This window comes from Streptomyces sp. RLA012 (assembly GCF_056270325.1).
Window position 1 is genome coordinate 235,145 of sequence record NZ_JBWDPA010000002.1, and the last position, 21,030, is coordinate 256,174.

22 protein-coding genes and 5 pseudogenes are annotated in these 21,030 nt (G+C 69.7%); 12 read left to right on the top strand and 15 right to left on the bottom strand.

Annotation, left to right across the window (positions count from 1 at the left end; translation table 11 throughout):
* The first annotated feature begins 46 nt into the window (after positions 1-46).
* Positions 47-3,364 carry a right-handed parallel beta-helix repeat-containing protein gene (locus tag RV986_RS01365; RefSeq protein ID WP_475915615.1) on the top strand — a complete coding sequence of 1,106 codons (3,318 nt, stop codon included), beginning with the start codon at positions 47-49 and terminating at the stop codon, positions 3,362-3,364.
* A 25-nt stretch (positions 3,365-3,389) separates the two neighbouring features.
* Here RV986_RS01365 and RV986_RS01370 read toward each other — a convergent pair.
* A pseudogene (locus tag RV986_RS01370) lies at positions 3,390-3,491 on the bottom strand (HipA family kinase); the annotation flags it as partial.
* A gap of 115 nt (positions 3,492-3,606) precedes the next feature.
* Here RV986_RS01370 and RV986_RS01375 point away from each other — a divergent pair.
* Positions 3,607-4,023, top strand: a complete 417-nt coding sequence (locus RV986_RS01375) for a hypothetical protein (RefSeq protein ID WP_475915616.1) — start codon at positions 3,607-3,609, stop codon at positions 4,021-4,023.
* 220 nt (positions 4,024-4,243) lie between these two features.
* Here RV986_RS01375 and RV986_RS01380 read toward each other — a convergent pair whose 3' ends face one another.
* The 3 genes from RV986_RS01380 to RV986_RS01390 form a co-directional block, all read right to left on the bottom strand.
* A complete protein-coding gene (locus RV986_RS01380; RefSeq protein ID WP_475915617.1) occupies positions 4,244-4,780 on the bottom strand; it encodes an LLM class flavin-dependent oxidoreductase in 537 nt (178 codons plus the stop codon).
* A gap of 11 nt (positions 4,781-4,791) precedes the next feature.
* Entirely contained in the window at positions 4,792-5,112 is a 321-nt protein-coding gene (locus RV986_RS01385; RefSeq protein WP_475915618.1) for a three-helix bundle dimerization domain-containing protein, read from the bottom strand.
* A 694-nt stretch (positions 5,113-5,806) separates the two neighbouring features.
* Positions 5,807-6,307, bottom strand: a complete 501-nt coding sequence (locus RV986_RS01390; RefSeq protein ID WP_475915619.1) for an Asp23/Gls24 family envelope stress response protein — start codon at positions 6,305-6,307, stop codon at positions 5,807-5,809.
* Positions 6,308-6,752: 445 nt separating this feature from the next.
* Between RV986_RS01390 and RV986_RS01395 the strand changes: the two genes are divergently transcribed.
* The 4 genes from RV986_RS01395 to RV986_RS01410 all read left to right on the top strand — a co-directional run bounded on the left by RV986_RS01395 (position 6,753) and on the right by RV986_RS01410 (position 9,393).
* Positions 6,753-7,178 (top strand): STAS domain-containing protein, encoded by a 426-nt coding sequence (locus tag RV986_RS01395; protein WP_475915620.1) that lies wholly within the window; start codon positions 6,753-6,755, stop codon positions 7,176-7,178.
* On the top strand, positions 7,175-7,840 hold the full coding sequence (locus tag RV986_RS01400; RefSeq protein WP_475915621.1) for a hypothetical protein: 666 nt from the start codon (positions 7,175-7,177) through the stop codon (positions 7,838-7,840). Before RV986_RS01395 ends, RV986_RS01400 begins: the two co-directional genes overlap by 4 nt.
* Positions 7,837-8,598 (top strand): ANTAR domain-containing protein, encoded by a 762-nt coding sequence (locus RV986_RS01405; RefSeq protein WP_475915622.1) that lies wholly within the window; start codon positions 7,837-7,839, stop codon positions 8,596-8,598. Before RV986_RS01400 ends, RV986_RS01405 begins: the two co-directional genes overlap by 4 nt.
* Positions 8,599-8,676: 78 nt before the next feature.
* Complete coding sequence (locus tag RV986_RS01410; RefSeq protein ID WP_475915623.1) at positions 8,677-9,393, top strand: ANTAR domain-containing protein; 717 nt, start codon at positions 8,677-8,679, stop codon at positions 9,391-9,393.
* Positions 9,394-9,677: 284 nt separating this feature from the next.
* Here the strand turns inward: RV986_RS01410 and RV986_RS01415 are convergent.
* From RV986_RS01415 to RV986_RS01435, 5 genes and pseudogenes are all read right to left on the bottom strand, one after another.
* Positions 9,678-9,969, bottom strand: a pseudogene (locus RV986_RS01415) (YihY/virulence factor BrkB family protein); the annotation flags it as partial.
* Between the two features lie 216 nt (positions 9,970-10,185).
* On the bottom strand, positions 10,186-10,632 hold the full coding sequence (locus RV986_RS01420) for a hypothetical protein (RefSeq protein ID WP_475915624.1): 447 nt from the start codon (positions 10,630-10,632) through the stop codon (positions 10,186-10,188).
* Between the two features lie 434 nt (positions 10,633-11,066).
* Entirely contained in the window at positions 11,067-11,537 is a 471-nt protein-coding gene (locus RV986_RS01425; protein ID WP_475924149.1) for a DUF1206 domain-containing protein, read from the bottom strand.
* 128 nt (positions 11,538-11,665) lie between these two features.
* Positions 11,666-11,902 (bottom strand): annotated as a pseudogene (locus RV986_RS01430) (DUF1206 domain-containing protein); the annotation flags it as partial.
* The gene (locus RV986_RS01435; protein WP_475915625.1) at positions 11,899-12,717 is read right to left on the bottom strand and encodes a SigB/SigF/SigG family RNA polymerase sigma factor; all 819 of its coding nucleotides are present in this window, start codon (positions 12,715-12,717) and stop codon (positions 11,899-11,901) included. The gene RV986_RS01435 and the pseudogene RV986_RS01430, both read right to left, overlap by 4 nt.
* Positions 12,718-13,042: 325 nt before the next feature.
* Between RV986_RS01435 and RV986_RS01440 the strand changes: the two genes are divergently transcribed.
* Positions 13,043-14,422: a diacylglycerol/lipid kinase family protein gene (locus tag RV986_RS01440; RefSeq protein ID WP_475915626.1), complete on the top strand. Its 1,380-nt coding sequence runs from the start codon at positions 13,043-13,045 to the stop codon at positions 14,420-14,422.
* Positions 14,423-14,613: 191 nt separating this feature from the next.
* On the opposite strand, the gene RV986_RS01445 is transcribed toward RV986_RS01440, so the two are convergent.
* Genes RV986_RS01445 through RV986_RS01460 form a run of 4 tightly spaced genes read right to left on the bottom strand, consistent with a single transcriptional unit; the run spans position 14,614 to position 16,131 of the window.
* Entirely contained in the window at positions 14,614-14,973 is a 360-nt protein-coding gene (locus RV986_RS01445; protein ID WP_475915627.1) for an ANTAR domain-containing protein, read from the bottom strand.
* A 40-nt stretch (positions 14,974-15,013) separates the two neighbouring features.
* A complete protein-coding gene (locus RV986_RS01450) occupies positions 15,014-15,370 on the bottom strand; it encodes a PRC-barrel domain-containing protein (protein WP_475915628.1) in 357 nt (118 codons plus the stop codon).
* The gene (locus RV986_RS01455; protein ID WP_475915629.1) at positions 15,367-15,849 is read right to left on the bottom strand and encodes an ANTAR domain-containing protein; all 483 of its coding nucleotides are present in this window, start codon (positions 15,847-15,849) and stop codon (positions 15,367-15,369) included. Before RV986_RS01455 ends, RV986_RS01450 begins: the two co-directional genes overlap by 4 nt.
* A gap of 3 nt (positions 15,850-15,852) precedes the next feature.
* On the bottom strand, positions 15,853-16,131 hold the full coding sequence (locus RV986_RS01460; protein WP_475915630.1) for a hypothetical protein: 279 nt from the start codon (positions 16,129-16,131) through the stop codon (positions 15,853-15,855).
* Between the two features lie 451 nt (positions 16,132-16,582).
* On the opposite strand from RV986_RS01460, the gene RV986_RS01465 reads away from it, so the two are divergent.
* The 4 genes and pseudogenes from RV986_RS01465 to RV986_RS01480 all read left to right on the top strand — a co-directional run bounded on the left by RV986_RS01465 (position 16,583) and on the right by RV986_RS01480 (position 18,370).
* Entirely contained in the window at positions 16,583-16,756 is a 174-nt protein-coding gene (locus RV986_RS01465; protein ID WP_475915631.1) for a hypothetical protein, read from the top strand.
* Between the two features lie 117 nt (positions 16,757-16,873).
* Complete coding sequence (locus RV986_RS01470) at positions 16,874-17,059, top strand: hydrophobic protein (protein WP_475915632.1); 186 nt, start codon at positions 16,874-16,876, stop codon at positions 17,057-17,059.
* Between the two features lie 250 nt (positions 17,060-17,309).
* Positions 17,310-17,933 (top strand): annotated as a pseudogene (locus tag RV986_RS01475) (hypothetical protein).
* Positions 17,933-18,370: a hypothetical protein gene (locus RV986_RS01480; protein ID WP_475915633.1), complete on the top strand. Its 438-nt coding sequence runs from the start codon at positions 17,933-17,935 to the stop codon at positions 18,368-18,370. Before RV986_RS01475 ends, RV986_RS01480 begins: the two are co-directional and overlap by 1 nt.
* Here the strand turns inward: RV986_RS01480 and RV986_RS01485 are convergent.
* On the bottom strand, positions 18,327-18,695 hold the full coding sequence (locus RV986_RS01485; protein ID WP_475915634.1) for a hypothetical protein: 369 nt from the start codon (positions 18,693-18,695) through the stop codon (positions 18,327-18,329). The genes RV986_RS01480 and RV986_RS01485 overlap by 44 nt on opposite strands.
* Positions 18,696-19,139: 444 nt before the next feature.
* Here RV986_RS01485 and RV986_RS01490 point away from each other — a divergent pair.
* Positions 19,140-19,376 (top strand): annotated as a pseudogene (locus tag RV986_RS01490) (aminoglycoside phosphotransferase family protein); the annotation flags it as partial.
* A 288-nt stretch (positions 19,377-19,664) separates the two neighbouring features.
* Here RV986_RS01490 and RV986_RS01495 read toward each other — a convergent pair.
* A complete protein-coding gene (locus RV986_RS01495) occupies positions 19,665-20,819 on the bottom strand; it encodes an alpha/beta hydrolase (protein ID WP_475915635.1) in 1,155 nt (384 codons plus the stop codon).
* Between the last annotated feature and the right edge of the window lie 211 nt (positions 20,820-21,030).

Sequence of the window (21,030 nt, forward strand, 5' to 3'; positions counted from 1 at the left end):
GCGGTCCGGTGGACCCCATCGGTGCCGTCTACAGGAGGTTTCGCGCTTGTCACGCCAGTTGCTGACGGTCGGCCAGGAGCGGGCGGACGGCTATCGGACGATCGGTGAGGCCCTGGCGAGGGCACGCAGCGGCGCCGTCATCAGCGTGCTCCCCGGGACGTACGCGGAGAACCTGACCATCACCACCCCGGTCACCATCGTGGCCCAACAGGCCCGCGGCACCGTCGAGATAGCCCCCCGCCGGGGCAGCGCGGTCGTCCTCAAGGCGGACGCCGTGATGCTCACCGACCTCGTGCTGCGCGGCCGGGACGAGGAACTGCCGGTCGTCGACGCCCCGCGCGGGCAGGTCGCGATGGACGGCTGCGAGGTCACGGGAGCGGCCTGGGCCGCGCTGCTCGCCCGCGGCAGCGGCTCGCTGGCCATGCGGGACTGCCGGATCAGCAATCCGGGCGGCGCCGGGGTGGTCGCCACCTCCGCGGTGGACAGCTCCATCGAGTCCTGCACCCTCGAAAACCTCGGAACCTCCGGTGTGGTGATCGGCGAGGGCGGCCGGATCACCGTACGCGGCTGCACCATCCGCGACGCCCGCGGCAACGGCGTGCTCGCCAACGGCGAGGCGCAGGGCTCCGTCGAGGAGTGCGACATCTCCTCCACCGACAGCCCGGGCATCGCGCTGGAGGACCGCAGCACCACCCGGGTTCTGCGCACGGTCGTGCACGACACCAGCACAGGCATCCATCTGACCAGCCAGTCCCGTACGACGCTGGAGGACGTACGGGTCACGGGCACCTCCGGTCCCGGCATCGTCCTGGGCAGCGGCACCGACCCGCTGCTGCGCCGCTGCCGTACCGCCCGTACCAAGAGCCACGCGCTGCTGGTCACCGAGCGCTCCCGTGGCACCTTCGAAGACTGCTGGCTGGACGCGGCGCAGGCGCCCGCGCTGCGGGTGACGGGATCCGCCTCACCGGTCCTGGTCGGCCTGACGGTCCGTGACTGTGCCGAGACCGCGGTGCTGCTGGAGGAGGGCTCGGCGGCCGAGCTGGACCGGCTGGAGGTCATCGACGCGGCCGGTGCGGGCATCTCCATACGCTCCGGCGCCAATCCGCTGGTGCGCCGCGCCCGTATCAGCGCGCCGGGCGGCCACGGCGTGGAGATCGTCAAGGACGGCCGGGGCCGGCTGGAGGACTGCGAGATCGACCGCGCGGGCGGCGCGGGCATCCGGGTCGAGGACGACGGCAACGTCTACGTCGGCGGCGGCAGCGTCGTCTCGCCGTCCGTGAGCGGCCTGTCGGTCGGCCCCGGCGGCATCATGACCGTACGGGACTGCGAGGTGCAGGCCCCCGCGGACAGCGGGATCACCGTGGACGGGGACGGCGAACTCACCGCCACCCGCGTACGGGTGAGCGGCAGCACCGGTCACGGCGTGCTGGTCTGCGACGGCGGCCGGGGCGCCTTCAACGCGTGCGAGGTCGCCGGGAGCGCCAAGGACGGCTTCCGGATCGAGAGCACCGCCCCCGTCTCCGTCGTCAACTGCACCGCCCGCGACAACACCGGCGGCGGCCTCGTCCAGGCCAGGCCCGGCGACCGGCTCGCCGTCGAGGGACTGACCAGCGGCGGGAACGGCAAGCGGGACGCGTGGGGCATCGGCGACGCCGAAGGTACCGACCCGGCGGCCGGCGGAGAGCACGACGACAGGGGACTCACCCGTGAGGGCGGACCGCTGGCCGCGCTCGACGGACTTATCGGCCTGGACAACGTCAAGCACCAGGTCCGTACGCTCGTCAACCTCACCCAGCTCGCCCAGCGGCGCGCCCAACTCGGCATGTCCGCACCGCCGATGAGCCGCCACCTCGTCTTCGCCGGGCCGCCCGGCACCGGCAAGACCACCGTCGCCCGCCTGTACGGCACCATCCTCGCGGAGTTGGGCGCCCTGCGCTCCGGGCATCTGGTCGAGGTCTCCCGGGCCGACCTGGTCGCGCAGATCGTGGGCGGCACCGCCATCAAGACCACCGAGACCTTCACCAGGGCGCTGGGCGGGGTGCTGTTCGTCGACGAGGCGTACACCCTGCTGTCCGACGGCCGTGGCTCCGGGGCGGACTTCGGGCGGGAGGCCGTGGACACCCTGCTGAAGCTCATGGAGGACCACCGCGACGACATCGTGGTGGTCGCCGCCGGGTACTCCGCCGAGATGGAGGCCTTCCTCTCCTCCAACCCCGGTCTGGCCTCCCGCTTCTCCCGCACCGTCGAGTTCGAGAACTACTCGGTGCCCGAACTGGTGGCGATCATGGAGAGCATGTGCGTCCAGCACCAGTACGAGCTGGACGACACCACTCGCAAGGCACTGGCCCTGCACTTCGAGCGGATGCCCAAGGACGCCGGCTTCGGCAACGGGCGCGCGGCGCGCCGGGTGTTCGAGGAGATGGTGGACCGGCAGGCGTTCCGCCTGGCCTCGCAGCCCGACGTCACCGAGCGGGACCTGACCCTGCTGCTGCCGGAGGATCTGGGCGAGGAGGCCGCCGCCGCGGTGTCGGACGAGGCCGGAGGGGAGAGCGATCCGCTGGCCCGGCTGGGCGACCTGGTCGGCCTGGCCGCCGTCAAGCGGGACGTCACCGATCTGGTCAACCTGCTGTCCACCGCACGGCAGCGGGCGGCCGCCGGGCTGCCCGTGCCGCGCATCAGCCACCACCTCGTCTTCACCGGCCCGCCCGGCACGGGCAAGACCACCGTCGCCCGGCTCTACGGCAGACTGCTCGTCTCACTGGGCGTGCTGCCCCGCGGCCAGCTCGTCGAGGTCGCCCGCGCGGACCTGGTGGGCCGGTACGTGGGCCACACCGCGCAGCTCACCCGTGAGGTCTTCGAACGCGCCCTGGGCGGGGTGCTGTTCATCGACGAGGCGTACACCCTGACGCCCACCGGGCCGTCCGCCGGCTCCGACTTCGGACGGGAGGCGGTGGACACACTCCTCAAGCTCATGGAGGACCACCGGGACGAGGTCGTGGTCATCGTCGCGGGCTACACCCAGGAAATGGAGCACTTCCTGTCCTCCAACCCCGGTCTGTCGTCGCGCTTCTCCCGGCGGGTGGAGTTCCCCGACTACTCCTCCGACGAGTTGGTCACCATCGTGCGCCAGCACGCCACGGCGGCGGGCTACGAATGCGGGCCCGGTACGGGACAGGTGCTGCGGAAGTACTTTGAGTCGCTGCCGCGCGACCGCTCGTTCGGCAACGCACGGCTGGCCCGGCAGGTACTGGAAGTCATGATGACCCGCCAGGCCGGCCGGCTCAGCACGATGGCGGCTCCGGGCATCGACGACCTGCGACTGCTGCTGGCGCAGGACGTGCCGTGGCAGGAGCCGACCGAGTGACGAGCGGTGCCCACCAGGGCACGTACATGACGTATGTCCCGAGGTCGTCGGCCTCGACGAGCCCCGCCAGCGAGCCGTCTTCACGCAGGGGCGTGATGTAGCGGGTGACGGTGACCTCTTTCAGCATTCTCTCAGGCCCCCGACTCTCCAGCCTTGCAATCCGCAGTGGATCAACGGCCAACTCCTGATGAGTAACGGCGGATTCGCGTAGCGGGTCACCCCCGCGTAAGGGACCCCGGTCCATGACCACGCCCGGTCTCCAAGACCCCTACACCGCACCGCACTTCGCGACACCCGCCCTCATCACGATCGACGTCCAGCGCGACCTCCTCTCCGAAGCCCCGCGCGGCGTGCCGGACTGGTACGAGGAAATGCACGAGCGCCGACGCAAGGCACATTCCTCCCGCCGTATCCGCGTCGAGCACGGCATCGCACATCTCAAGAACTGGCGGTCCCTGGCCCGCCACCTCGGCCGCCGCAAGCACATGAGCGACACCGTGCAGGCCATTGCCGGCCTGCTGTCCCATCGGGACCTGCGCGCGCTCGACAATGAGAACCGGCTCCAGCTGACTTCTGAGGGAGACCCGGTCCATCGCCAGTGCACAGAGCGTCAGACGGCCATGCGAAACCAAGCCCACAACATCGCGAGGTGGTGGTGACGTGGCTCGACCAGGTCAAGCCACGTACGCACGGACCGGAGATCCTGGAGCCAAGATCACGCCCTGGGATGCCCACTGAGCACCCGCTACAGTCACTCAGCGTGCCTGCGGCAGCGTCAAGTTCGCCTCCCGCCGTTTCCCGCCCGGTGGTTCCAGGGCGCCCCGCACCCGTAGTTGCGGGGCGTCCCCTGCCCGACCGGCGTCAGAGTCAGAGTCAGAGTCAGGACAAACGTGGCAACACCGTTTCTGCGACGAGCCGCAGTTCTTGCGGTGCGGTGCTCGGATTGACCGGCATGAGTACGACATTGGTCGCGCCGGCGGCCAGGAGGGACCGGACCCGGTCCACTACCTCGTCGGGGTTGCCGGAAACGGTGAACTCAGTGACCCATTCGTCCGGCATCTCGCGGATGAGCCGGTCGGTGCCGCCGTCGGCGAGTATCCCGGCGAGCCGGTCGCCGTGGCCGAGCGCGGTGATCAGCGGGTTGTCCGGGCCGACCGCGGCCAGGTAGAAGGCCAGCGAGGCACGCACGGCCTGCGTCGCCTTCCGGCTGTCCAAGTCCACACTGGACAAGGCGAAAACCGGAACATCGTGCTCGTGCCGATCAGCTGACGCCAGGCCCTCACGGACGTGCCGAAGTGCGGACTCGATGTACGTGGCGCTTGCCAAGACGCTCATGATCGTGCCATCGGCGATCCGGCCGGAGCAGATGGTCGAGCGGGCCCGTGTGTCGAGTGTCCCTTCCATTGTCCCTTCCATGGGCGCCGTGCCTATGCCGAGCGGGTCAGGGCGACTCGGACCCTTCGATAGGCCCTCGTGATTGAGTGGCCTCGTATCCCGTCGGAGTGCTCCTGAAGGAGAACCGTGGGATCGGAGCGGCGGGTGAGTTGTCGTAGCTTGGTGCGGCTGCTGTGCTCGACGAGGATCGGCACATAGTTGGGGATACGAGCGTTGCTGAGCGGCTGGTAGCAGTCCTGCACCACATCCCGCACGATTGCAGCCGTCAACAGGTTTGCGTAGGAGGCCGTCAGTCGGTCCGTCAGCTCCTGAATAGTGTCAGGTACCGCAGCTTCGGCCGTGTTCGCGCCCATGGGGCGCTCCTCACTGTCGCAGATGGCCGACCACGGCATCCGATCAGGATCCGGGTGCTCGATGGCGGCCTGTCCACTTCCCATACTCACACGGATCGGTCGGCCCGCGGGCTGGGCGGCCGAGGGGGTTCGCGGTACCAGCAGTCCCGGTTGCCTCGTTCACAGCATCAGCAGGTCAGGCGACGGGGTGTCGTCGCCGACTCCGGCGCGGGATTTACGCGACTGATCGGCGCCGTCCGGGGAACCCGGCAGGTAGCGGCGCAGCCACCGGGATCACGTGTGGTTCGCCGTCCATCGGCAGGGGTAGACAGATGCTCGCATTCGTGGCCGCCGCACTCTTCGTCATCGCCTTCATCATCCGTGTCACCGAGACCTCGACCGAGGTGATCTTCAGCCCGACGAGCCTCATGCTTGTCGGGCTTGCTTTCCTCGCTGCGCACTCGGCCGGCGTGGGGTCTGGCTGGTCCACCCGGCGAAGCTCCGCCCGGGGAAGCTCCACCCGGAGGAGCGGAAGTCGACGCTGAGCAAAGCAGTGTGTTCCACCCTCGCGCCGACGGATCCGAACGTGGAGCCGCCGCGGATTACCCACCAGCCGGGCTGAGCTGCGCCCGGATCAGGCGATCACCGCCTGCAGTCGGTGGCTGTCCCCATGCCACGGAAGAGCGATGGGGCGGAGTCCTTGCCCCTGGCCGCCTCACGACTGGAGCACGCGGTCCCCGCTGGGCTGCGGCGTGTCCTCGTCCGGCAGGTGCACGTCGTTGACGGCTATGTTCACCTCGACGACTTCCAGTCCCGTCATCCGTTCCACCGCCGCGATCACGTTCTCGCGGACTTCTGCGGCGACCTCGCGGATGCTGACCCCGTATTCGACGACGACTTGGAGGTCGATGGCGGTCTGTTTCTCGCCGACCTCGACCTTGACGCCTCGCCCCGCGCTCGCGTGCCCGCCGGGGACCCGGTCGCGCACGGCGCCCATGGCGCGAGTGAATCCGCCGCCCAGTGCGTTGATGCCGGGGACCTCCCGTGCGGCGATCCCGGCGATCTTCTCCACCACCCCGTCCGCGATGGTCGTCCGGCCACGGGTCCCCGGCGGTTCCTGAGGCCCGGGGCGTGCGGTCTGAAGCATCGTGTCCACGCCGATGCTCGGCTCGTCGGGATCGGACTTCCGCAGGATGGGACTGTTCGGCTCCGTCATGCGAAGCCACCTCCTCGGGCAGTCGACGGACCGCCATTCCTGAGCGGCTGTCGGCCGCCGCCTTCGTGCCGTTCTCCCAAGTACCGTGCAGGGCACCGGATATGCGCGCGCCACTGGGCTTTGGCGCCGTCCACATCCTGCGAATGGGCGGCTTCGGGCCGTCTGCCGCATCGGGTTGAGGACTATGCTGCTGTACGGACGTCCCAGACCCCGGCGGCTATGTCATTGCTCGATACAGATGGCTGCGGGGAGCGGGCTCTTCGTCCGTCACCCGGCGCATCCCTGGAGGAAACTGGGTGGGACCTCTGTCCTGTCGCACAGGCTGTTGGGCCGACCGTTGCTCCGCCTCCGTCGAACGTACGCCCCTACCAGGAGCGCGCCAAGGGGGCCGGGAATCCCGGCGTCACCGCGTGCACTGTCTGACGGTCTTCTGAACCGAGGCGTCATGCTCCTCCCACAGCTCACCATCTGCCGTCATGATCTACGGAACCGGGCGCTGATCACTCTGGCCGGTGAGATCGACCTGGAATCGGCGCCGCTGGTACGCACGGCACTGGCGCGGTGCCTGCACGACGGCATCCGCATCGTCGATGTCGACCTCACCCCCGTGACCTTCTGCGACTGCAGCGGCCTCAATGCCTTCCTCTACGCTTCACAGCGGACCACGGAGGCCGGCGGAATCCTGCGACTGCACCACCCGCCACCGACACTGGGCCTGATCCTCGACCTCACCGGCTCCGGGTTCCTGCTCCTCGGCCCACCGGTCGGGCGTCTGTCACCTCCTCTCGGGGATGTCCCGGCCCCGACCGCCCAAGCCCCGCCGCAGCGGACTGTTCCGCTTGCCTCTGTCCTCTCGGGCGATGTGCGGTGACGGCCCGGCCGGAGCAGGGGCAGCCGTACAAGCCCCGTGGCGGCGAGCCGTCCGACGCGGACGCGGTGCGGTTACGTCGGGTGAACCGCTGGCAGACACAGGACGCAAGCGGGGAGCTCGCGGATCTGTACGTGGACTCCCGCGAGACGTCTCCCCGTGAGGAGTACCGCCGTCCCGGCCGCCAGGACTTTCTGAACCGTCTCACTGGCGACATCCGTCGGCCGGGGTTCGCCATGGTGATCGCGGAGACGGACGCCCTGGTGGGATGCGCCTACGGATTCCCGGTACGCAGCAACGGCTTCTGGTGGCTCGGGTTCGACGGAGCACTGCCGCGCAGTATCGAGCAACTCACCGAGTCCGGCAGTGTCTTCACGATCACCGACATCCTGATCCGCCCGCACCCACGGGACCAGGACGTGGCCCGCCGGCTGCAGGAGCGGCTGCTGACCGACCACCAGGCATCGCTCGGCGCCATCTTGGTGGACCGGGCTGATCGCCCAACTCTCGCTGCGCTCCGTTCCTGGGGATGGCTGGACGCAGGAGAGATCTGGAAGCCGATCGGCACCACCCTGCTCCGGGTGCTGGTACTTCCCGTCGGGGAACGCACCGCGGCGAGACTGGAGGGCCTTGCGCACGATACCTGGACTCGGTGGCCCGGGTGAGGTCCAACAGTCGGTCGGCCCGGATTCAGGTGCTGGTCGCCGAGCAGGCGGCCCTGCGTGGTGCCCGGGTCGGTGTGGTGGATGTGTGCACGGCGGCGGTGGCCGCGCTGCCGGTCGGCGGGGCCGGGCTGTCGGCGATGTCCCGGACTGCGTCGAGTCATCCGCTGTGCAGTACCGACGACATCAGCGAGCAGTTGGAGGAGCTGCAGCTCACGCTGGGCGAGGGGCCGTGCGTGGATGCCTTCACCCGTGGCTCGGCCGTCCTGACGCCCGATCTGCTGACCGGTGAACTGCAGGACCGCTGGTCCGTGTTCGCCGATGCGGCGCTGGAAGCCGGGGCGCGCGCCGTCTTCGCCCTCCCCCTGCAGATGGGGGCGATCAGCCCGGGAGTTCTCGACCTGTACGCCGACGTGCCGACCGTGCTGGACGCGGAGGAGCTGGCCGACGCGCTGGCGTTCGCCGATCTCGCGACGCTGCTCCTGCTCGACGCGCGGATCGAGGAGACGGGCGCACCGGTCGATGGAGCACTGGCAGATCGAGGCTTCGAGGACCTGGGCGGATACCGGGCGGAGATCGACCAGGCCACCGGCATGCTCACCGTCCAACTCGGCGTCGGCATCGACGAAGCCTTCGTCCGGCTCCGCGCCCACGCCTACATGCGGGGACGACGGCTCGCCGACGTGGCTACCGACGTGGTGGCCCACCGACTCCGCTTCTCCCCGGACACAGAACCCCAACAGACCGACGAGGAAACCTGACGCACCGGTGCCATCCGATGAACGTGCCGTGCTTCCCGCCCCTTCCCGGCGGGACTAGTCTCAATCGAGGGTGTCACGATGAATCAGCAGCTCCTGGCCAAGACCTTCGTCGAGCTGGCCGACAACCTGGTCGCCGACTTCGACCTGATCGATTTCCTGCGCCTGCTGACCGACCGCTGTGTGGGCATGCTCGGCGCGAGTGCCGCGGGCGTACTGCTCGCGGACCGCGACGGCGAACTGCGCGTCATGGCCGCCTCCGACGAACAGGTGCGTCTGCTGGAGCTCTTCCAGCTCCAGAACGACGAGGGGCCCTGCCTGGACTGCTTCCACACCGGAACACCGGTGATCGTCCCCGACCTGACCCGGGAGATCGACCGCTGGCCGCGCTTCGTCACGGCGGCCCACCGCAGCGGATTCGGCGCGGTTCAGGCCCTGCCCATGCGCCTGCGGGACGAGACCGTCGGCGCCCTGAACCTCTTCCACGCCGCCCCCGGCCCCTTCGACCCGGCCGCCACCCTCATCGCCCAGGCCCTGGCCGACGTCGCCACCATCAGCCTCCTGCAGCAACGCTCGATCCACCGCAGCACGGTGCTCAACGAACAGCTGCAGACCGCGCTGAACAGCCGCGTGCTGATCGAACAGGCCAAGGGGAAACTCGCCGAACGCCAGGGCATCGACATGGAGCAGGCTTTCACCACCCTGCGTAGTTACGCCCGTGGGCACAACCGGCGCCTGTCCGATCTGGCCCGCGCCTTCATCGACGACTCCGAACCCCTTCCCGGCCTGGTGGCCTGACACCGTCGCCGAGGTGGCGACCGCACGCAGTTGTCCCGGCACGAAGACCCACGCTCGGATCACGGGCCGTGCTTCTGGAAACGCGGTGCTGCTGGTGCGCCGCTGCCGGCTGACGCCCGCTGTGGTGCGCCGCCGACTGCGGGGCTGATCCCGGGCTCCGGACCCTCGCCCTCGGCTGTCTCGCCGGACCGCACCCCCGTCCCCGCTGCTGTTGCTGTTGCTGTTGCTGTTGCTGTTGCCCAAGCGGCGCAGTACAGCAACAGCCTTGCCATGAGGTTGATCCACAGCACGACGGATCCGGCACGCGCGACGAAACTGTCCAGGTCCAGCAGGTCGGAGAGGCCCGGCGCCTGGGCGGCGATCTTGTCCTGGAGTTTCCCCGGCTGGTCCTCGCTCAGTAGCTTGGCGCCGATCGCCGCGCCCACGGTGATCAGCGGAGAAGAGCGCGACGAAACCGGCGAAGGTGATGGCCGCGGCGAGCCTGGCCCGGTGGACGGCATCCAGCCGTTCGAACGCCCGCCAAGCGTGCGTACGCATCAGCTTTCCGATCACCGGCAGCCTTGCCGGCCATTCCATGAGCAACACCCGCTCCGTGCGTACCCACGGCCGAGAAGAGAGGCATCCAGCGGGGAACGCGCTCCGCCTTCCGGCGTATGAGAGCCGCGCTGCCCGATGCTTGCCGGGGGCTGTGCCGGAGCAACCCGATGACGACGGCTGCGGCGCGAGGTCGTCCGGTGCGACATGGCCGTCTGTGGGGCGCGCGGCGGGTCGCCAGGCGGCCGACCGGGATCGTCAGTGAGCGGCCCGGTGGCGGAACCAGTGGTCCTTGTGCCGGGGGCGTTCGACCGGTCGGGCAGGTTCTTCGTCATCCCTCTCCGTCTGCGACGTCTGCGCCGTCCGCGCCGCCTGCGCGCGGGCGGAGTCGCGTTCGTGGATCAGAGCGCCCCGTTCCTGTTCGGCCGCGGCTGTCTCGCGCCGAGACTGCTTGAGCCCGCGACGTGCGGTGCGGCCGCGACGAGCGGTGCGGCGTGCACCGGTCAGGAGCAGGCTCAGCCCGAGCAGAGCCGCCGCCCCGACGACGATGCCGCAGAGGAAGAGGGTTCCGGTGGAGCCGGTGACATCGACTCCGAAGACGGAGAATCCGCCGGTGAACTCATGGGCGCTGCCACTGTTGAAAGGAACGCCGACGACACCTATGACTACCGCGGCGACGAGAATGACAAGTCCGAGGATGATCATGACGTGCTCCCGGGATCCGCTTCCTGTCCTCACGGTAGAACCGTTCTGCCGGGCACGCCACCGCCAGAGGTTGCGTCTACCCTGAAGTTGAGGTATGCGCGAGACCGGAGGACGCCGGCACTACTGGTGGACGACCTCTGGTCCGCCCACCCGCCACGCCCCCCAGAAGGCGTAGCGCCCTGGTCTTCTTCCTGGTTCTTCTCAGCGGCGCCATCGCGCTGGTCGTCATCGGCGCTGTCGTCGACGGCATGCTGTATCTGCTCTCCATCGGCGTGCTGCTCCTCGTCGCCGCTGTGCTGTACCTGCTCGTACGCTCGGTATCGCGCTCGCGCCGACGCCCGGCCCACTGACGTGTGGTGGTAGGTGGCGGACCGCCGCTCCACATGCCGGCGAACCTGCGGGAAGAGCCGGCAGATCCGGCTTGGGTCACCGTTTTACAGGCGGCGCCAGCGAGCCGAGGCGAAGGAGAAGACGCCGAAGAGAACCAGCCCGATCGCGACGGCGACCAGGAGCCGTGGCCCCACCGGTTTCTGCGTGAAGCCGCGGAGCGTCGCGTCCACGCCCTTGGCCTCGTGCGGGTCGAAGCGGACGGCTGCCACCAGGATGAAGATCCCCGCCGCGGCGAACACCGCACCACGTGCCACACCTCCGCCCACGCCCAGAGCGGTGACGACCTGCTTCTTACGGTGGTTCATGGCGCCGGTGTCCAGCTGCCGCAGGAAGCGCCGCATGGCCGCCCGCACGGCGAGTACCGCGCCGATGCCGATCAGAAGGCAGCCCGCGGCCCCCACCAGCACCCGGCCGTAGGCCAGTTTGAGTGCCGATGCCGTCCAGTCCTGCGACTGCGCGTTGCCGCTGGAGCCCTGGCCGCCCCCGGCTGCGTACGCGGCGCCGGCCCAGCAGATGCGGCGTAGAAGAGCGCCCGTCCGCCGTCAAGCACTCGCGAGGCCGCCTTGCGCCGAGGCCCCCTGCCAAGGACCGCGCGGGCGCCCCGCCACAACGCCATACAGCCGAACCCGACGACCAGCACCCACAGCATCGTCTTCCCGAAGGGCTGCGCCGGGACCTGGGCCGGCGCGCCTTGGCGGTCCGCCGACGCGCCGCCGCTGCCGAGAGCGATCCCGACGGCCAGTGCACCGATGAGGACGTACACCACGCCTCGCGCGGCGAAGCCCGCCCGTCCGGCGGCAGTCAGCGTCTGCCTCTCCGCGGAACGACGGGTATCGGGCCTGGCGGCCCGGCGCCGCCCGTGCACCCGGGATGTCGTCACGATGCCCTCCTCAGATCGTGGGTGTCGGCCGTGACCTGGTCGCGCAGGCGTGCACAGATGCGAGTGATCAGACGGGAGACGTGCATCTGCGAGACACCGAGCTGTAGGCCGATGCGGGCCTGTGTCATCTCGCAGAAGAACCGCATATACAGGATCTGGCGGTCGCGTTCGGGCAGTGCCCGCAGCAGCGGGCGGAGCGCCTCACGGTTGACGATCCGGTCGAAGCCGGGCTCCATGCCACCAAGCGTGTCGGTCAGTGGATGGCTGTCCGCGGAGTGGCCGGGCACGGCGTCCAAGGACAGAGCGGCGAAGCTCTCCAGCGCGCCCTGGCCCAGCCGTACCTCTGCCTCGGTCAGGCCGGTGTGCGCGGCGATCTCGTGGACCGAGGGTTCGTGGCCGTTGAGCGAAGCGCATTCATGGCCGGCGAAGCGGACCCGGCCGCGCAGTTCCTGTACGCGCCGCGGCACATGCACGCCCCAGAGGTCGTCGCGGAAGTGCCGTTTCACCTCGCCGAGGATCGTCGGTATGGCAAAGCTCGGGAAGGCGGTGCCGCGACCGGGGTCGAAGCGGGACACCGCCTTGACCAGGCCCAGCTGGGCCACCTGTTTGAGGTCTTCGAAGGTCTCGCCGCGATGGCGGAAGCGCCGGGCCAGCCGTACGGCCATCGGCATCCAGGCGCACACCACCTCCTGCCGTAGCGCGGACCTCTCCGGGCCGTCCGGCAGAGCGGCGATACGGCGGAACGCCGCGGCGGTGTCCGGCGCGGCGTCGTAGCGGTGCGCGCTTCGTAAGCCCTGCGTGCGTACGTCCGGCATCGACACGTGTCTCCCTCATCAGGGGCGTCACTCACCGTGGGAGCCGGCAGACCGCAGCACACAAGAGAGCAGCGACGGCTGCTCCCACGGGCGTGCCTCCGGTCCGAAGCACCTCGGACGGGTCCCCGGACAGCCCGCTTTCTAACAAGCTCTGTGCCCCGCAGCCACGGCTGCCCACGGAACGCGCGGGCGGCGAACGTGGCGACGCCCCTCGGCGGTCGCGTCTGGAGCCGGATGGTCAACGGGCGACGCGGCAGGCGCCGTTGCCCCATTCGTGTGGGCAGGCGGCCGCGTGACCGGCAACGCCGCGGGTACGCAGTCGGGCATGAGACACCCCCGCGCCCTCGATGCACGGCTCCTCTCGCGCGTCACCTCCTCCCACACCCTGCTGCCGTGGCTGGCCGGCGCGGCCGTCATGGGCCTCTCCGGCAACCGTGGCGCACGTCGTGCCGCCTTGCGCGCAACCGGCTCACTCGCCCTGGCCTCCACCGCCGTCGGTATCGCCGCCAAATCGGCCTCCAGCCACCGGCTTCCACCCCGGGCCGCCACCCGGGCGTTGCCGGCCAAGCACACGGCCGCCGTCGCCGCTTTCGCAACCGCCGTCACACTGGAGTCGCCCAAGTTGGGAGCCGCTCTCATCCCTCTGGCTACGGCAGCCGCCGTCTTCCGCGCCCACACCGGCACGTACTCGCCCGGTGAAGTCCTCGCGGGAGCCGCACTCGGGGTCGGTATCGCGGCGGCGACCTGCCGTTGGTGGCCGCTGCACGTGGACGAACCCGTCGACACCGCCCGGCCGAACGTCCCTGTCCCCGCGCTTCCCGCGGGTCTGGGGCTGATCGCCGTCGTCAACGGCGACGCGGGCGGCGACACCCCGGCCGAAGCCGAACTACGGACCCTCCTGCCGATGGCGGACATACGGCTCTGCGCGAGCGGCGTCGACCTGCACCTGGTGCTCGACCAAGCCGCCAAGGACGTACTCGCCCACGGGGGCGCGCTCGGCGTCGTCGGCGGCGACGGGACGGTCAACGCGGCAGCGGTCCGCGCCGTCGAAAGCGGACTGCCGCTGGCCGTGTTCCCCGCCGGCACCCTCAATCACTTCGCCGCCGACCTCGGCCTGCCGACCCTGAAATCCACCGCCGACGCCGTGGAGGCGGGCTGCGGAGGAGCCGTCGACCTCGGCCGGGTCACCTCCGCAGACGGTGCCAGCACGTACTTCCTCAACACCTTCAGTATCGGCGTCTACCCCGAACTCGTCCGGGCCCGCGAAGCCCGCGAGACGCGCCTCGGCAAGTGGCCCGCCCTGTGCATCGGCCTGCTCCGCGTCCTCGCCGACGGCACCCCCAGCCAGATCACCGTCGACGGGCGGCACCGACAGCTGTGGCTGCTCTTCGCCGGCAACAGCCGCTACGACCCGCCCGGCTTCGCCCCCTCCTACCGCTGCAGCCTCAACGACGGACTCCTCGACATCCGCACCGTCGACGGCAGCCGCCCCTTCGCCCGCACCCGGCTCGTCACCGCCTTCCTCACCGGAACCCTCGCCCGCTCCCGCGTCTACCAGGCCACCACCGTCACCCGGCTGCGGATCGGCGGAATGAGCAGGGAAGAGGACTACACCCGCGACGGCGAAGTAAGCCCGGCGGCTGACGCGCTCCACCTCGACAAAGCGGCACGTGCGCTCACCGTCTACCTGCCGCCAACGCAGTGACGCCGCCGGCGGAGTGGCGCTCTTCGAGCGTTCTGCCTGCTCAACGGCTTCGGGGTCAGGGAAAGGCCAGGCCGGTGTTTGAGTTCCACGAGGTGGGCTACACAACAGAGGCGTCCGACGGCCGTCCTGGACGAAGGCACCGGAGAGTTGAGCTCACAGCCCCGGTGCCGTCCGCCGGGCACGCATGCCCGTCACCGCCGGTCCGCCAGATGAAGACGCCGCAGCCCCCGGCGCAGCTCCCGCTGTATCGGCTCCGGTAGCCTCTCGTCCTTCGTCGTGGCGACCAGGGCCGCAGCCACGTCACGGAGCTTGATGTTGCAGTGCTGCGACACGTCCACCAGCAGGTCCCAGGCCCGGTCGCTGGAACACGGTGCCAGGGCCATCACCATGCCGCGGGCCTGGTCGATCACCGCACGGCTCGCCAGCGCCCGCCCCAACTGCTTATTCACGGCGCGCAGTTCGACGACCTCGGCCAGCAGAGCCGTTTCCTCCGCCGATGCCACGGCCGTCAACAGCCGCTGTTCTTCGCGGGGCGTGGTCAGCTGGTGCACGGTCCGTACCTCACAGGGCATTCATCCCGTCCACAGGTGTTCAGCGGCGCGCCAGTTGCCGTTCGCCGGCCGCACCGGGCTGGTAGGGCCGTCCATAGTGCTTGAAGATCGCTTCATCCTGTTCGGCGGGCAGCACGTCGACGGTGCCGATGGAAGGAGCCTGTTTCACCAGCGTTCTGCCATAGCCGACCTTGAGATAGTCCGGCCCGGCGATCGCGTCCTCGATGGGGACGAAGAGCAGACGGTGCCGGGTGGGCAGTCCGGTCCGTACCGTAGCCACGGCCGGCTCGTCCGTGGTGGTGTCCACATAGACCGCTTCGAGCACACCGATCTTGTGGCCCTCGGTATCGACGACGTCGCGGTTGCGCCATTCGCGGACGTCGGCTGCGTGAATCATGGCCTTCCCTTTCCGGACGGCTCATCCGCCGGTGATGAGTCGCACCCCCGGTCTTCCGCGTAAAGCCGCCGCAGCGCACGCCGCAACGCACGCTGCATCAACCGCGAGAGCGGCTCACCCTCCCAGGCGGCGACCACGGCCGCAGCCACGTCGGGAAGTTTGGTGTGGCACTGCCGTGACATGTCCACCAGCAGGTTCCTGGCCGGCCCACGGCGGCAGGGGGCCAGGACCATCACCATCCCGCACGCCTGATCGATCACCGCACGGCCGGCCAGCGCCCGCCGCAGCTGATCGATCTCGGCGCGCAGCGCCACGACATCCTGTTCGGCCGCATTCCCCACCGGGGCCTCGGCCGCCCCATCCCACCAATCCTCTGGGAGCATGGTTGTGCGATGCATGGCACGCACCCTCTCCACGATCTCGGCACGTCCGGCCTGGCTGAAGCCACCCCGGAACCTCGGGATGTCGGGCAACTTCATCGGTCACCCGCGACGTTCACGGTCCCGGCGGTCCTCGCGCTTCCAGCGCGCCCGGTTCCGTCGGCTGTAGCGGCGGTCCCAGCGGTCCTGACGATCCCGGCGATTCTCGTAGTCCCGGTAGTCCCCGAGATCGGAACCGTCGCCGCGGATCCGGCCTCCTCCGCGATCGCGGCCGTGGCGGGTGACGCCGTAGACCAGCACCGCCGCGGCCACCCACCAGAGGGGATTGAGGAAGCCGAGGCCGAACAAGACCACGATGAGGATGAGAAGCAGAACGAACACGGCGGGCCTCCCCGGAGCAGAACAAGACATCACTGCCGGGGGCCGGGGCCTGTTCGAACAGACTAGTCCTCCCCAGAGGTTGCGGACAGCGGCCCACGTCAGTGCCCTCTGCCGGGACCGGATGGCCACTTGCCGTCTGTCCAGGGAGCACAGCGAGGGCTAGCGTGCACGGTACGGCCCGAGCCCCCGGCAGCGTCGATCACCTCTCGCGCTCCTTCAAGGGCGCACCTCGCGCATCGGTGCCGGTACCTGCCCCGTTCGTCAACGGGCCGCTCCCGCACTCGCCGTCGCCACGCGATCCCGGCGCAGCCTCGATGCGCCCCATGCGGGCACCGTCCATCCGCTGCCCGCCTTGTCGCACGTATCCCCCGCAGGTGGTACGCATGTACGCGCTGATCGTTCCCGCTTCGATCCCCTTCGTCCTGCTCGTCACCATGATGGGCCTGTCCTGGTGCTCGCCACCATGATGGGCCTGTCCTGGTGGGAGGACCACATCCTGCCCGCCCCGCCGGCCGAGCCGGTCGAAGCCCCCGCCGAGGCTCCGTTCACCCCAGCGGCCGCTGCCCAGTTCGCAGAACTCCCCCGTGCCGACACCGCGTTGACAAGGGAGGTCGTCGGGCATTGACTGACAGCACGGCGTAGGGCCATGCCACTCCGGATCACCCGGGCGACGCATTCCACCTACCCGCTTCGCCCGGACCCCGCGGAAGTCAGGAACTTCCCGCGACCTGGAGGCCCGGCAATGATCCTGTGGATCCTTCTCCTTCTGCTGATCCTGGTGGTGTTCGGGTTCGGCTTCACCATGGAGGCCCTTTGGTGGCTCGCCGCCGTACTGCTGGCCGTCTGGATCGTCGGCTTCGCGATGCGCGGACGCGGCGGCAGCAGGCGCGGCGGCGGTAGCCACCGGTACGGCCGCAGCCGCGGATAGCCCACACCAGCCGAACCCATCGGCCGCACCACCCCCAACAGACGACTGCAGCGGCACAGCAGGACCGACCAGGTCTCCGGAAACCTGAAGCAGCCGGGCGACAAGGCCAAGGACGCCTTCAGGCCCCGACCACGAACGCCCCGGGCGGCGCCCAGACCGCGTGGACGCCACCCGGCAGGCCAACACGGAATCGATGGAACCGGCACAGGAAGCCGAACAACCGACGAGCCGAGAGCCAGAAAAGGCAGCCATGCCCACCATAGTGATCACCGCCGTGATCGCCATCGCGGCGGTCGCCGTCCTCCTCGCCGGACGCGGACGCATCCGGGACGGCGGTGAGCGCGGGCTGAAGCACCGCTTCGGACCCGAGTACGACCGTGCCCTCGCCGACCACGACGGCGACACCAAGACCGCCGAGCAGGAACTCGGCGAGCGCGTCAAGCAGCACGGCTCCCTTGATGAGCAGCCGTTGCCGCCCGAGGCCCGCACGCAGTACAGGGCTCAATGAGCCGACACCCAGGAACAGTTCGTCGACTCGCCGCAACAGGCCGTCACCCAGGCCGACGCACTCCCTGCCGGCCTGGCCAGGGACCGCGGCTTCCCCGACGGCAAGCAGTTCGAGGAGCAGCTCGCCGCCCTCTCCGTCCACCACCCCCACCAGCTCCCCGGCTACCGCAGCATGCACACGGCAGCCCGCGGCCAGAGCAGCACCAAAGAAATACGGGAAGCCACGATCAAAGCCCGAAACCTCTTCGAGGCACTGGTCACCGAACAAGCCGGCGACTTCGACCAGCACAGTCCGCTGTCCCCCGACGGCCAAGGCCACGCGCCACACGCACGGAACCGACGCCACGCCAAGGGAAGCAGCACCTGATGTCGCACAACGCCGCACACGCACGGCAACCCCAGACCGAAGGCCCGGACCCCGCGATGCAACGCGCCACGCAGGCACCTCGCACCGAACCCGCTCACGCCCCGAGTGAGCCAGGCACCAGCGCCGACAGCCCCGATCGCAAGCCCGGCCCTGAACTGGTCCCGCAGGGCGACCGGGACAAGCTCAACCTGCGCCTCCAACAGGCCCTGACCACCTTCGTCGACAGCCCGCGCCAGGCGGTGGAGGCGGCCGACGCGGTCTTCGACGATGCCGCCACCCAGTTCACCAACACCCTCACGGAACGACGGCGCGTCCTGCGCACTGGCTGGCAGGACCCGGACGCCCAGGCGCAGACCGAGGAACTACGGCTCGCGCTCAGGCAGTACCGCGAGATCACCGAACGACTGCTGCACATGTCAGCGCCTGCCGGCCTGTGACACCGTCCCTCCTCGCAGGAAGCACAGCCGCCGCAGGAAAACCGGTGCATGCATCACACCGGTCGGACTGCGGCGGCTGTGTTCTGGAACCAGGGGGATCCGACCGGTCGCCCGCATCGCGGTCACGGCCGGAAACGGGGTTCAGCACGACCGGCATCACTGTCGGGCCGTGTGGCGTACCGCCCGACGAGCTGCGGCAGCAGCCCCACAGGCCGCCGCAGACCAGCAGCGTCGCACTCTCCGCGATCACGCCCTCGACCCGGCCGAGCACCACGTCGACGACGAGCAGTACGGAACCGGTGAGAGCCGGCACCAAGACGATCATACCCGCCCCCGCGAGCCGTGAAGAGGTTCGCACGATCTCGGGCTTGGCCCCGCTGCCCTGTCATCGGCCTGGGACGTCGCACATCGTCGCCGTCGAGACCTGCGTGCACCACGCGCCTCCCTGGAGCGGAGCAATTGCGCGGAGAGACGCCGGGTCTCCCAGCCCGGGATCACCGGCACACCGGCAACCGTCGGCCGGCACGGCTCGTACACGTCACAAGCGCTCAATGAGCGGTGGTGTCGAAACTGCTCACGGCATCGCTGGCAGCCGGGGTCCCCGGCTGGGTGATGCGGCTGCCGCTCGGGTTCGCGGAAAGATCGCCGGGCGGGCGTCGGTGCTGGCTACGGTCCGCCTCGTGCCGGTGGAGTTTCTGACTGAGCAGCACGGCCGTCGCCTCCGACAAAACTTTCGCGCGTGCCGCCGTCCGGATGATGAGGTGGCACGGTGACCAACCACGATGAGGCGGCGGCTGTCCGACCGTTGACACTGGCTTGGGTGAGCCGGCACCTGGAGGCCGGCGAACGGATCGTCAGAACCGAGGCGCCGCACGGCGGCATCACTGCCGAAATACGGAGGCTGACCATCGGCACGCGGGACGGAGGCACCCGTGACCTGGTGCTGCGGACCTTCGTCAACGTGGAGCGCGCCGAGCACTGGCTGAACAGGGAGGCTGACGCCCTCATAAAAGAGAGGGCCGGCGCACGGACCGGAAGCGGGCGAGGTTGCAGCCGACGACACGTCTCCAACTCTCCCTCACGACGGTAGCTCCATGCGGCCACGTCAGCACCCAGGACCGAAATGTCCGGGTTGTCGGCGCGGAAGAGCACGGACGTCCTGGCGCGACCTCCATGTCTCCGCGAGTGTCGGTGTCGCACCCGTGCATTCGGCATGGGTGCGACACCACCGAGGTAGCGACGCACCCATGCCGTCTTCGGACCCTCGGACTCCGTACAAGTCCGTGTGTCGGCTCTACTTTCCTGCGGTGGGGGCCTCGGTGGGGTGGAGCGCCTCGTGCAGGGTTGCCGTGGTCTCGGCCACGGCGTCCTTGTTGGCCTGGGTGTTACGCAGCGCGTTCAGCATCATGAAGTCGTGGGTGACTCCGCTGTAGTGCGACGAGGTCACCTGCACGCCGGCCGAAGTCAGCTTGGCCGCGTACGACTTGGCCGCGTCCTCCAGCACGTCGGAGTCGGTGATCACCAACGCGGGCGGCAGGCCCTTCAGCTGGTCGACGGTCGCCTTCAGCGGCGAGGCCAGCGGGTTGGAGCGGTCGGCCACGCGGGGCGCGTAGGCATTCCAGAACCACCTCATGGCGGGCCGGGTAAGCCAGCAGTTCTCGGCGTAGCGGGAGTACGACGCCTTGTCGAAGTCGGCGTCCGTGACCGGGTACAGCATCACCTGCTGCCGGAAGTGCGGTCCGCCGCGCTGCTTGGCCATCAGCGTGACCGCGGCGGTCATGTCTCCGCCCACCGAGTCACCGGCCACCGCCAGTCGACTGGAGTCGACACCGATCTCGCCGCCGTGCTCACCAACCCACTTGGCGACGGTGTACGCCTGCTCGATCGGTACCGGGAACTGGGCCTCGGGTGACGGGGTGTAGTCGACGAACACCACCGCGGCACGGGCCCCGTCGGCGATCTCACGCACGAGACGCTCGTGGGTCTTGAAGTTGCCCAGCACCCAGCCGCCGCCGTGGATGTAGACGATGCCGGGCAAGGTTCCCTTGACGCCGTCGGGGCGCACGATGTGCACCGACACCGGTCCCGTCGGACCGCCCGGCACGCTGCGCTGGCTGATCTGCGCGGGCTGCATCGGGACGGGGTCCGCCTGGAGCTTGTCCAGCACGTCACGCGCGGCCGGGTACGACAGCTTGTACAGCGGCGGACCGTCGGCCGCCGCCAACTGGTTGAGGAAGTCCTGGTCGATCGTCTCCAGCTTCTGCGGTGGGTTGCCGCACGGGACGTACTTGGCCTCCTCGGCCACCGCGGTCAAGTCCCGGCCGGTCCCTGCGGCGCCGCCACCTGCGGCGCCGCAAGCGCTGAGCGCGGTGCCTATCGCGGTCAGAAGTGCGGCCACCGCGACGTGGCGCAGGCGGCGTGTCTTGGGCACGCCGAGAGTTGCTCTCATGTCTGCGGATTCCCTACGTGATGGAGTCGACCCCCTCCGTAATCCTGCGGGCGCCACTCGGCATCCACCACCCGCGTTAGGCCACACGAGGTATCCCCCCACTCGGGATAGCGGCCGCACGATGCCTATGGCCTCCAGACGCTCACGCTGCACGTTCATCAGGCCCTGCCACATGCTGTGTTCGCGCTGGTGGTGAGCCGCCCTCTGATCC